The 11,287-nt window shown below is 64.9% G+C and carries 13 protein-coding genes; 3 read left to right on the forward strand and 10 right to left on the reverse strand.

Annotated elements, in window-relative coordinates; all coding sequences use genetic code 11:
• Positions 1-33: 33 nt before the first annotated feature.
• The 3 genes from ACYAF3_RS06235 to ACYAF3_RS06245 all read right to left on the reverse strand — a co-directional run bounded on the left by ACYAF3_RS06235 (position 34) and on the right by ACYAF3_RS06245 (position 3,196).
• Entirely contained in the window at positions 34-237 is a 204-nt protein-coding gene (locus ACYAF3_RS06235; RefSeq protein WP_003094856.1) for a YbdD/YjiX family protein, read from the reverse strand.
• Positions 238-285: 48 nt separating this feature from the next.
• Positions 286-2,352, reverse strand: coding sequence for a carbon starvation CstA family protein (locus ACYAF3_RS06240; protein WP_003094859.1), 2,067 nt, complete (start codon positions 2,350-2,352; stop codon positions 286-288).
• Positions 2,353-2,689: 337 nt separating this feature from the next.
• On the reverse strand, positions 2,690-3,196 hold the full coding sequence (locus tag ACYAF3_RS06245; RefSeq protein WP_003094862.1) for a DUF3015 domain-containing protein: 507 nt from the start codon (positions 3,194-3,196) through the stop codon (positions 2,690-2,692).
• 202 nt (positions 3,197-3,398) lie between these two features.
• On the opposite strand from ACYAF3_RS06245, the gene mapZ reads away from it, so the two are divergent.
• Positions 3,399-3,776: a cyclic di-GMP-binding protein MapZ gene (gene mapZ, locus ACYAF3_RS06250; protein ID WP_003094864.1), complete on the forward strand. Its 378-nt coding sequence runs from the start codon at positions 3,399-3,401 to the stop codon at positions 3,774-3,776.
• 6 nt (positions 3,777-3,782) lie between these two features.
• On the opposite strand, the gene radA is transcribed toward mapZ, so the two are convergent.
• A complete protein-coding gene (radA, locus tag ACYAF3_RS06255) occupies positions 3,783-5,144 on the reverse strand; it encodes a DNA repair protein RadA (protein WP_003094867.1) in 1,362 nt (453 codons plus the stop codon).
• Between the two features lie 109 nt (positions 5,145-5,253).
• Between radA and ACYAF3_RS06260 the strand changes: the two genes are divergently transcribed.
• On the forward strand, positions 5,254-5,688 hold the full coding sequence (locus tag ACYAF3_RS06260) for a CopD family protein (RefSeq protein ID WP_003112796.1): 435 nt from the start codon (positions 5,254-5,256) through the stop codon (positions 5,686-5,688).
• A 61-nt stretch (positions 5,689-5,749) separates the two neighbouring features.
• Here ACYAF3_RS06260 and ACYAF3_RS06265 read toward each other — a convergent pair whose 3' ends face one another.
• From ACYAF3_RS06265 to ACYAF3_RS06280, 4 genes are all read right to left on the reverse strand, one after another.
• Entirely contained in the window at positions 5,750-6,004 is a 255-nt protein-coding gene (locus tag ACYAF3_RS06265; RefSeq protein WP_003104887.1) for an HP1242/YdcH family protein, read from the reverse strand.
• 74 nt (positions 6,005-6,078) lie between these two features.
• Entirely contained in the window at positions 6,079-6,630 is a 552-nt protein-coding gene (locus tag ACYAF3_RS06270; protein ID WP_079744055.1) for an ankyrin repeat domain-containing protein, read from the reverse strand.
• A 53-nt stretch (positions 6,631-6,683) separates the two neighbouring features.
• The gene (katB, locus tag ACYAF3_RS06275; protein ID WP_003094881.1) at positions 6,684-8,225 is read right to left on the reverse strand and encodes a catalase KatB; all 1,542 of its coding nucleotides are present in this window, start codon (positions 8,223-8,225) and stop codon (positions 6,684-6,686) included.
• Positions 8,222-8,710, reverse strand: a complete 489-nt coding sequence (locus ACYAF3_RS06280; protein WP_169433242.1) for a hypothetical protein — start codon at positions 8,708-8,710, stop codon at positions 8,222-8,224. The genes katB and ACYAF3_RS06280 overlap by 4 nt, the downstream gene beginning before the upstream one ends.
• Before the next feature lie 42 nt (positions 8,711-8,752).
• On the opposite strand from ACYAF3_RS06280, the gene mscL reads away from it, so the two are divergent.
• Positions 8,753-9,166 (forward strand): large-conductance mechanosensitive channel protein MscL, encoded by a 414-nt coding sequence (gene mscL, locus ACYAF3_RS06285; RefSeq protein ID WP_003104883.1) that lies wholly within the window; start codon positions 8,753-8,755, stop codon positions 9,164-9,166.
• A gap of 104 nt (positions 9,167-9,270) precedes the next feature.
• Here the strand turns inward: mscL and ACYAF3_RS06290 are convergent, their stop codons facing one another.
• The gene (locus ACYAF3_RS06290) at positions 9,271-10,047 is read right to left on the reverse strand and encodes a ferredoxin--NADP reductase (RefSeq protein WP_023084835.1); all 777 of its coding nucleotides are present in this window, start codon (positions 10,045-10,047) and stop codon (positions 9,271-9,273) included.
• A 106-nt stretch (positions 10,048-10,153) separates the two neighbouring features.
• On the reverse strand, positions 10,154-11,152 hold the full coding sequence (locus ACYAF3_RS06295) for a DctP family TRAP transporter solute-binding subunit (RefSeq protein ID WP_003121339.1): 999 nt from the start codon (positions 11,150-11,152) through the stop codon (positions 10,154-10,156).
• Positions 11,153-11,287: the final 135 nt, after the last annotated feature.

The following is an 11,287-nucleotide window of genomic DNA, read 5'->3' on the forward strand; positions in this document are numbered from 1 at the left end:
CACGTCAGACGTGGCCCGCGGAAGGATGGGGATTCAGCAGCAGCGGATCGGCCGACCCTTGCCGCCACCGTAGCGCGCCTCCTGGCGCTCGCGGAAGAACTCCTCGTAGGTCATCACCGGCTTGTCCGGGTGCTTGTTGCGCATGTGCTCGACGTAAGTGTCGTAGTCGGGCATGCCGACCAGCATCCGGGCGGCCTGGCCCAGGTATTTGCCCATGCGGCTGAGGTCGTTGAACATGGCGAGTTCCTCGTTAAGGCTCCCCGGCGAACCGGGGAGCGCGGCCGGTCAGGCGTCGGGGATGGGCTCGAACGGGGTTTCCTTGTCGGTCCGCTCGCTCTTGCCCCAGGCCGCGATGCCGACCTTGATGGCGTAGAACAGTACGCTGAACACCACCAGCAGGAACAGCACGGTCAGACCGGCGTTGATGTAGGCGTTCAGCACCACGTGCTGCATCTGGCCGATATCCTTGGCCGGCGCCAGCACCTGGCCGGCATCCAGCGCGGTGGCGTACTTCTCGCCAAGAGCGACGAAGCCGACTGCCGGGTTGCTGTCGAAGATCTTGATCAGGCCCGCGGTGGTGGTGCAGATCAGCAACCAGGCCGCCGGCAGGATGGTGACCCAGACATACTGCTGGCGCTTCATCTTGATCAGGACCACGGTGGCGAGCATCAGCGCGATGCCGGCGAGCATCTGGTTGGAAATGCCGAACAGCGGCCACAGGGTATTGATCCCGCCCAGCGGGTCGACCACGCCCTGGTACAGCAGCCAGCCCCACAGCGCCACGCAGCCGCCGGTGCCGATGATGTTGGCGGTCCACGACTCGGTCTTCTTCAGCGCCGGCACGAAGTTGCCCAGCAGGTCCTGCAGCATGAAGCGCCCGGCACGGGTGCCGGCGTCCACCGCGGTGAGGATGAACAAGGCCTCGAAGAGGATCGCGAAGTGGTACCAGAAGGCCATGGTGTTCTCGCCCGGCAGCACCTGGTGGAGGATGTGCGCGATCCCCACCGCCAGGGTCGGCGCGCCGCCGGCACGGGCCAGGATGGTGGTCTCGCCGATGTCCTGGGCGGTCTGGGTGAGTTGCTCCGGCGTGATGGCGAAGCCCCAGCTGCTGACGGTCGCGGCCACCGCGTTGACGTCGGCGCCGACCACCGCCGGCGGGCTGTTCATGGCGAAGTAGATGCCCGGCTCGATCACCGAGGCGGCGACCATCGCCATGATCGCCACGAAGGACTCCATCAGCATGCCGCCGTAGCCGATGTAGCGGGCGTCGGGCTCGCGGTTGAGCAGCTTCGGCGTGGTCCCCGAGGAGATCAGCGCGTGGAAGCCGGACACCGCGCCGCAGGCGATGGTGATGAACAGGAACGGGAACAGGCTGCCTTTCCAGACCGGGCCGGTGCCGTCGGTGAACTGGGTCAGGGCCGGCATCTTCAGTTCCGGCATGACGATCAGGATGCCGATCGCCAGGCCGATGATGGTGCCGATCTTGAGGAAGGTTGACAGGTAGTCGCGCGGCGCCAGCAGCAGCCACACCGGCAGTACCGAGGCGACGGCGCCGTAGCCGATCAGCATCCAGGTGATCTGGATTCCACTGAAGGTGAAATGCGGCGCCCATTCCGGACTGGCCGCGACCTGCCCGCCGAGCCAGATCGAACCGAGCAGGAGGAACACCCCGATGATCGAGATCTCGCCGATCCGGCCGGGGCGGATGAAGCGCATGTAGACGCCCATGAACAGCGCGATGGGAATGGTCGCGAGGACGGTGAACATGCCCCAGGGGCTGTCGGCCAGAGCCTTCACCACGATCAGCGCGAGCACCGCGAGGATGATGATCATGATCAGGAAGGCGCCGAACAGCGCGATGGTCCCGGCCACCTGGCCCATTTCCTCGCGCACCAGCTCACCCAGCGAGCGGCCGTTGCGGCGGCTGGAGATGAACAGGACCATGAAGTCCTGCACCGCGCCGGCGAGGACTACGCCGGCGATCAGCCAGAGGGTGCCGGGCAGGTAGCCCATCTGCGCGGCAAGGACCGGACCGACCAGCGGACCGGCGCCGGCGATGGCGGCGAAGTGGTGGCCGAAGAGGATGTGCTTGTTGGTCGGGACGTAGTCCAGGCCATCGTTGTTGAGTACCGCGGGAGTGGCGCGGTTGGGGTCCAGTTGCATCACCTTGCTGGCGATGAACAGGCTGTAGTAACGGTAGGCGACCAGGTAGATGGCCACCGCCGCCACCACGATCCACAAGGCGTTGATCGCTTCGCCACGACGCAGGGCGACGACGCCCAGGGCCGCGGCGCCCACGATCGCCACCACCAGCCAGGCGAGGTGACGTAGCAGGCTATTGTTATTGTTCATAGTGTTTGGCTTCCGACAGATGGAGGGCGCAGTTCTGCAGCGAAAATTCTAGCCGCGAACCGACCAGGGGTCATACGACCTTAGTCTAGAGCGGTTACCGCGCGATGGCGGTAGGCGCAATGTCGCAGGAATCCGCCGGAAAAGTCCATGGCCGACAAGGGCCGGCCAGGCGAAAACGCTTCGGCGCGACCTTGCCCTCTCCGTAGGAAGCGCCCTGGGAAAACGCCGCATGCCCAAGCCGTTCGTCTGCCGTGGCAACGAAGGCGGCAACCTCCGGCGGGCAGGCCGCGCACACGAAAAAGCCCGCCGTAGCGGGCTCTTTCCTGGGCCTGAGGTCTCAGGCCGGTTGCTTGGCGTAGCGCGCCAGGGTGCCGTCGCGACTCATCACCGCCAGGGTGTTGCTCAGGACCTGTTCGCCCGTCGCATCCTTGCTCGCGAAGATCTCGCCGAAATGCTGCTGGGTGACCTGGGCGAAGTGCGCCCGGTCCTTGGCTTCCACGCCGAGCAGCACGGCATAGGCGTCGAGCGCTTCGCCCTGGCCCTTGGCCATGTCCTCGGCGATGTTGTCGAGCATCCCGTTCATGGCGAAGATCGAGCGGCCGCCGTAGCCCAGGCGTGCATTGGTGTTGCAACCGTTGGTCCCGGAGGTCATGCCGAAGGTGGCGTTGCCCGAGGTACCGTTGGTGGTGGTGGCCAGCAGGTGCGGGAACAGGCCGCGCTGGCCCTCGAACACCATGTTGCCCCAACCACAGCCATTACCGCCTGCCGCGTCGGCGTGTGCCGTCATGCTGCCCAGGCTCAGCAGCCCCAGAACCAACCCCTTGCTCAAAAGTCGCTTGTCCATGTCTGCGCTCCGCAGTTGTATTTTGGAGAAAAACGCTTTAGCAGCTTTGGCGAGACTTGACGAACTGTCAAACTCGGACACATGCCGCCGATCCAGCCGCACAGGCGGGGACGGACGGCACCGCCGATCGAATTCCGCCACTTCCCCGCCGGCATGGCTTGGCTATAGTGGTATCCAGCAGCGCGCACCGAGGGATCGCGACATGAGTGACCAGCACGACGAACGTCGACGTTTCCACCGGATCGCCTTCGACGCCGACAGCGAGATCCTCCAGGGCGAACGGCGCTGGGAGGTCTTGCTCCACGACGTCTCCCTGCACGGCATCCTGGTCGGCCAGCCGCAGGACTGGAACGGCGACCCGCAACGGCCCTTCGAGGCCCGCCTGTACCTGGGCCTGGATGTACTGATCCGCATGGAGATCAGCCTGGCCTGGGCTCGCGACGGCCTGCTCGGCTTCGAATGCCAGCACATCGACCTCGACTCCATCAGCCACCTGCGCCGCCTGGTGGAACTGAACCTGGGCGACGAGGAACTCCTCGAGCGCGAGCTGGCCCTGCTGGTCAGCGCCCACGACGACTGAGGCGGGTCACTCGAAGAGGGCGTCCAGGGCCTGCTCGAGGCGCGTCACGGCGATCACCTGCAATCCCGCCGGCGCCTCCTTCGGCGCGTTGCCGAGGGGTACGATGGCACGCTTGAAACCATGCTTGCCGGCTTCCTTCAGGCGCTCCTGGCCGCTCGGCACCGGACGCACCTCGCCGGACAGCCCGACCTCGCCGAACACCAGCAGGTCGTGCGGCAGCGGGCGGTTGCGCAGGCTGGACATCACCGCCGCCATCAACGCCAGGTCGGAGGCGGTTTCCAGCACCTTGACCCCACCCACCACGTTGAGGAACACGTCCTGGTCGTAGGTCGGGATACCGCCGTGCCGGTGCAGCACCGCCAGCAGCATCGCCAGGCGGTTCTGGTCGAGGCCCAGGGTCACCCGCCGCGGATTCGCCAGGTGACTGGTGTCGACCAGCGCCTGGACCTCCACCAGCATCGGCCGCGAGCCTTCCCAGGTGGCCATCACCACGCTGCCGGGCACCGCTTCCTGGGCCCGCGTGAGGAAGATCGCCGAAGGGTTGCTCACTTCCTTCAGGCCTTTGTCGGTCATGCCGAACACTCCCAGTTCGTTGACCGCGCCGAAGCGGTTCTTCACCGCCCGCAGCAGGCGCAGGCGGCCGTCTGATTCGCCCTCGAAATACAGTACGGTGTCGACCATGTGTTCGAGCACCCGCGGGCCGGCCAGGGCGCCTTCCTTGGTCACGTGGCCGACCAGAAAGATCGCCGTGCCGCTCTGCTTGGCATAGCGCACCAGCATCGCGGCGCTCTCGCGGACCTGGGCGACGCCGCCCGGCGCCGATTGCAACTGCTCGGTGAAGATGGTCTGGATCGAGTCGATCACCATCACCCGCGGCTGCTCCTGGCGCGCGGTGGCGATGATGGTCTCGATGCTGGTCTCGGTCATCACCTTGAGCTTGTCTTCCGGCAACGACAGGCGCCGCGCGCGCATCGCCACCTGCTGCTGGGATTCCTCGCCGGTGACGTACAGCGCCGGGACGCGGCTGGCCAGGTTGCAAAGGGTCTGCAGGAGAATGGTCGACTTGCCGATGCCGGGATCGCCGCCGATCAGCACCACCGAACCGTCCACCAGGCCGCCGCCGAGAACCCGATCCAGTTCGGTGGAGCCGGTCGTGAAGCGCGGCATTTCCTCGACGCTGACCTCCGCCAGGGTCTTCAGGTTGGCCTGCTGGCCGGCCCAGCCGCCGCGGCCGGAGCCGCTCGGCGCGGCCTCGACGACGGTCTCCACCAGGGTGTTCCAGGCCCCGCAGTCCGCGCACTGGCCGGCCCATTTCGGGAAGGTCGCGCCACACTCGGTGCAGCCGTACATGCGCTTGGCCTTGGCCATGGGAACTCCTCTCGCGGGCAAAGCGCAGATGATAGCCGCTGGCTTGATTCCGATCAGCCTCGATCGACCGCGCTTCGCGCGACACTGATGGCCGGACAAGGAGACTTCCATGCGCACACTGCTGTTCCTGCACCTGCTGGGTGCCGCGATCTGGGTCGGCGGCCACCTGGTCCTGGCCCTCGGCATCCTCCCCGGCGCCCTGCGCCGCCGCGATCCCCAGGCGATCCGTGCCTTCGAGCAGGTCTACGAGCGGATCGGCATCCCCGCCCTGCTGCTGCAGGTGGTCAGCGGCCTGTGGCTGGCCAGCCTGTGGCTGCCGTTCGACCACTGGTTCGGCGCCACGCCGGTGGCCCGTGCCCTGCAGCTCAAGCTGCTGCTCCTGGCGGCGACCGCCGCCCTGGGCGTGCATGCGCGCCTGCGCCTGATCCCGAACCTGGACGCCGAGAGCCTGCCGAAGCTGGGCTGGCACATCGCCGCGATCACCCTGGTGGGCCTGGGTTTCGTCGCGGTCGGACAGAGTTTCCGTTTCGGCGGCGCCTTCTGAGCATGCCCACATGAAAAAGGGCGCCGGAGGCGCCCTTTTTCATGCCGTTGTCGTGAATGAATCAATGGCCTTTTCCGTTGGCCTTCCTCAGCCTCTCGGCGATTTCGTCCTTGAGTTGCACCCGTTGCTGCTTCAACCCCTGCAGCGCCAGGTCGTCGAGGGGTTCGCGACCGCCCTCGACCTCGTAGATGCGCTTGTCGAGGCTCTCATAGTCCGCCGCCAGGCGAGTGAAGTGGGCGTCGTTGCCATGAAGTTGCTTCAGTTCGGCATGAAAATCCGGAAACTCCCGGGAAAGCGGATGTTGCTCGAGCGGCATGACGGACCTCCTCTGACGTTGTATACGACACCTCCAGACTAGCCCAGCAGGCCTCCTCCGAACATTGCCCCCGATCACCTCGCCGCCGCAGTGCCGTTCAGTTCGCCGCGTCGCAGGCTTTCCACGCTGTTGCCCAACGCATCGCGGGCGCCAAGGTCGGCACCGCGCGCCGACAGCGCCTGGAGCAGCTCCTCGCGCTTGAACAGCGCCGCGTACATGGCCGCGGTCTGCCCTGCGCCGTTGCGCTGGTCGGGGCTGCATTGCGCGCCGATCAGGCGCCGGGCGATGCGGACCTCGCCCTTGAAGATGGCGCCCATCAGGGCGGTGTTGCCGCGCGCATCCTGGACGCAGGGGTCGGCACCGGCCTCCAGCAATTGTTCCACCGCTCCGCCATGGCCGTGGTAGGCGGCCAGGATCAGCGCGGTATAGCCCTTGGCATCCTGCACATCGAGGTCGAAGCCGGCCTCGACGAACTCCTTCAGCATGGCCTGGTCACCGCGTCGGGCGGCATCGAAGAAGTAGTCGCGCAACCGCGCTTCGACCTCGACCCCATGCACCTCGCCAGCTTGCGCGGCCAGCGCCGCGAGCAGCAAGCCTGCCAGAATCCAAGCTCGCATCGTCGTCATCTCCCACCAAACCGATAGAGGAAGGGCGGCCTGGATGGCCGCCCCGGTTGCGATCAATCCTGGAGCTTCGCCGCCAGTTGCCGGACGCGCTGCAGATCGGCCCCGGCCACCTTGGCCAGGCCCGTGCCGTAGTCGCTGTCAGCCTTGTAGAAGTAGGAAAGCATGATGTACTTGCTCTCGTCGTCGGTGATCGCCAACGCCCCGCCGAGACTGGCGATCAGGTCGGCCTGGTCCTTCTTGCCGTAGGAGCGGAACAGCTCGCCGGTCTGCTTGAAGTTCTGCTCGCGCTGGATCTTCGCCTGCTGGGTGGTGCCGCTCAGCGGGGTCCGCACGTAGCGGGCGCTGGCCTGCTCCTCGCGCGGATCGAGCCGGCTCGGCTGGTAGTTCACCCCGCTGGTACTGTGTCCGGCGTTCAGCGCGCCGTCCTGGTTGACGGTATTGACCTCGCTGCGCGGGCGGTTGACCGGCAGGCCCAGGCCGTTGGCGCCGACCCGGTACATCTGGGTATCGGCGTAGGCGAACAGCCGTCCCTGGAGCAGGCGATCCTCGGAGGGCTCGATGCCCGGCACCAGGTTCGACGGCGCCATGGCGACCTGTTCGGTTTCCTGGAAGAAGTTGTCGACGTTGCGGTTCAACACCATCTGGCCGATCTTGCGCTCGGGAATGCCCGGCCAGATCTTGGTCGCGTCCAGCGGGTCGAAGTCGAATTTCGCCAGGTCCTCGGGCTTGAGCACCTGGATGTACAGGTCCCATTTCGGGAAGTCGCCCTTCCGGATCGCGCTCACCAGGTCATTGGTCATGTGGCTGTAGTCGCGCCCCTGGACTTCCGCCACCTGTTTCGGATCGAGGTTCTTCTGGCCCTGCAGGCTCTTCCAGTGGAACTTCACGTAGTGCACTTCGCCCCTGGCGTTGACCAGCTTGTAGGCATGCACGCTGTTGCCGTCCATTTCCCGGTAGCTGGCCGGGGTGCCCTCGTTGGAATACAGCAGGGTCAGGGTGCGGGTCGCCTCCGGCACGTGGGAGAAGAAATCGAAGCGTCGCGAGTCGTCGTCGAGGTTACTGCGCGGGTCCGGCTTGAAGGCATGGACCATGTCCGGGAACTTGATCGCATCGCGGATGAAGAAGGTCGGGAAGTTGTTGCCCACCAGGTCCCAATTGCCGTCTGCGGTATAGAACTTGGTGGCGAAACCGCGCGGATCGCGCAGGGTTTCCGGGGAGTGGTTGCCGTGCACCACCGCGGAGAAGCGCACGAATACCGGGGTCTTCTCGCCCTTGCGGAAGACCTTGGCCATGCTCAGGTCGCTGATATCGGCACTGGCGACGAACTCGCCATGGGCGCCGGTGCCGCGGGCATGCACCACGCGTTCGGGAATACGCTCGCGGTCGAAACGTTGCAGCTTCTGCAGCAGTTGCACGTCCTGCAGCAGCACCGAACCGTTGGGCCCGGCGGTCTGCGAGTTCTGGTTGTCGCCCACTGGCGCACCGTTGTCACGGGTCAGGGTCGCGGCCTGCACGGACAGCGACAGGAGGCTGGCGGTCAGGCTTGCCGCCACCAGCAGGCGGCCGGGACGGAAGGCGTTCAGGGAAGGGTTCATGGAAGAGCTCCTAATGGCTTGTCAGGCGTCTTGTTGCGCCCGACCAAGGTAAGGAGCGCCGCCGGCGACGCTAAATTGAAAAACCTCACCGCGCCGATTAGGAATATCAATGCGCCCATGAATCGCAAAAAGAAATAAAAAAGACCGCCAGCCGAAGAAAGCCCGCGCTGGTGCACCAGGCACTCCCAGTTCGCTCGCCGGTAAACGAGTTCACCTTCGTTATTTGCCTGCGAAGTTAGGTCGGAGAACCTCGCCACTCCAACTTCAACTTCCGGCATCTGCATGGCGCAGTTCCAAGTTGCCGAAGTTGCTTTGTCTTCTTTCTTGGCGAATTCCTGAAAATCGACATGAGTGTAATGTTTTTCCTCTAAACTTCGTTTCTCCCCACAAGACCCGACGCAAACGTATGCCTTGCGAATTTTCGCGTTGCCGGGGGGAACCAAAACACCAATCTTCCAGCCTGAGCAACTTGCCGAAGGCTGCATTAGACTGCCTTTACCTATTAGCGAAATACAGGGAGTGAACCCATGGGTCTTCTGAGTGAATTCAAAGCCTTTGCCGTCAAGGGCAATGTCGTGGATATGGCTGTCGGTATCATCATCGGCGCGGCCTTCGGCAAGATCGTCTCGTCCTTCGTGGGCGATGTGATCATGCCGCCGATCGGACTGCTGATCGGCGGAGTCGACTTCTCCGACCTGGCGATAACGTTGAAGGCCGCCGAAGGCGACGTGCCGGCGGTGGTGCTGGCCTATGGCAAGTTCATTCAGACCGTACTCGACTTCGTCATCGTGGCCTTCGCCATCTTCATGGGGGTCAAGGCGATCAACCGCCTCAAGCGCGAAGAAGCCGTCGCGCCGTCCGAACCGCCAGTGCCGAGTGCCGAGGAAACCCTGCTGACCGAGATCCGCGATCTGCTGAAAGCCCAGCAGAACAAGTCGTGATCGCGTCGGCGGAACAATGAAAAAGGGCCCGAACGGGCCCTTTTTCATTGCCGGACAACACGCCGGGCGGCAGCGTTATCCGCCGCTACTGCGCGGGCACGCACCTACCAGTAGTTCTCCACCGCCACCTGCCCCGGGCGCCGCGTCAGACTGAGGTTCATGCCGCGAGCCTTCAGCACGGCGCGGGTGTCCTCGATCATCTGCGGGTTGCCGCAGAGCATCACTCGCGAATGCTCCGGGGTCAATTCCAGGTCGGCGACACGCTCCAGATCGCCGTTCTCGATCAGCGTGGTGATACGTCCGTTCAGGCAACCGGGTACCTGCTCGCGGGTCACCACCGGAATGAACTGCAGCTTGTGGGCATGCTCGGCCAGGTATTCGCGCTCGGCGAGGCCGGCGATCAGCTCGCGGTAGGCCAGCTCCTTGCTCTCACGCACGCTGTAGACCAGCTTGATGCTTTCGAAGCGCTCCCAGACTTCGAAGTCCTGCAGGATCGAGACGAACGGCGCCACACCGGTACCGGTGGCCAGCAGCCAAAGGTCACGACCATCCACGAAGCGGTCGAGGGTGAGGAAGCCGAAGGCCTGGCGATCGACCAGCAACTGGTCGCCCTCGCGCAGGCGGCTGAGTTCGCTGGTGAACTCGCCGTCCGGGACGACGATGGAAAAGAAGTCGAGGAATTCGTCATGAGGCGCCGAAACCATCGAGTAGGCGCGCCAGACGATACTGCCGCTGGGCTTGTACACGCCGAGCCGGGCGAATTGCCCGGCGCGGAACCGGAATCCCGCGTCACGGCTGGTACGCAGGGTGAACAGGTTGGGAGTCAGAGGCTGCACGTCGAGCAGCGTCTGGCGGGTGAATTTCTCTTCGCTGGCGGTCATGGTCCGCTCCGGATACCGATACTCCCCTAGTGTCCCGCAAAGCACCCGGCAGAAACACCCGCAAGGCTTGTGGCTATCCCCGCTGACGGGAATAGCCAGCGGCCGATCAGCGCTTGCGGTTGACCACCTGGGCCGCGCGCAACACGTCACTACCGATCTGCGCCTCGTAGTTCTTCCACAGCGGCTTCATGGCGTTGCGCCAGGCCTCGTGCTCTTCCGCGCTGAGGCTGACCAGGCGACTCTTGCCGGCTGCCAGCAGGTGCTCGCGCTCCTTCTGGTTGAGCGCTTCGGCTTCCTTGTTCACCACCAGGGTGACCTCGTCGACGATGCTCTCCAGTTCGGTGCGGGTCTGGTAGGGAATGCCGGTCCAGAACGCCGAACTGGTGATCAGCATGTAGCTGAGCGCGCCGTGATTGGTCTCGGTGATGTACGGCTGCACGCTGTCGATCTTCTGTCCGGCGAGGTTCGACCAGGTGTTCTCGGTGCCCTGCACGCTGCCGGCCTGCATGGCCTTGAGGGTCTCGGCGTAGGACAACTGCTTGGCGGTGGCGCCGAGCATGGCGAACTGCGCTTCCAGCACCGACGACGGCTGGATACGGAAGACCAGGCCCTTGGCATCGTCCGGCCGGTGCAGCTCGCGAGTGGCGGAAAGCTGCTTCATGCCGTTGTTCCAGTAGGCCAGGCCATAGATACCGTGCTTGGCCATGGAGCGCAGCAGTTCGCGGCTCTTGTCGCGCTTCTGGAAACGCTTCAGGGCCTCCAGGTCATCGAACAGGAACGGCAGGTCGAACACCTGGAGTTGCTTGGTATAGGGCTCGAACTTGGACAGCGAGGTGGCCAGCATCTGCACCTTGTTGGCGCGCAGGGCCTCGATCTCGTCGGCGTCGCCGAACAGCGTCGAGTTGGGGTAGACCTCGACCTTGACCTTGCCCGGCAGACGCTCCTCGGCAAGCTTCTTGAACAACAGCGCCCCCTTGCCCTTGGGCGTGTCGTCGGAGACCACATGGGAGAACTTGATCACGATCGGGCCGGCGTCCTCGGCATGGGCGACGGCGGAAACGGCGAACAGTGCGGCGAGCGCCACACCGACAAACGGCTTGAACATCGATGTACCTGTGCGATGGCAACGACGAGCCCCGCGACGGCTCGCACGGGTCTCGTTCGGGAAACGGGTTGGGTGACGGTCACCGCTCGAAGTGGCGAAGGCGCCCGTCCAGGCGCTACCGGGTCATGACAGGCG

Source organism: Pseudomonas sp. TZ252, from assembly GCF_056110345.1.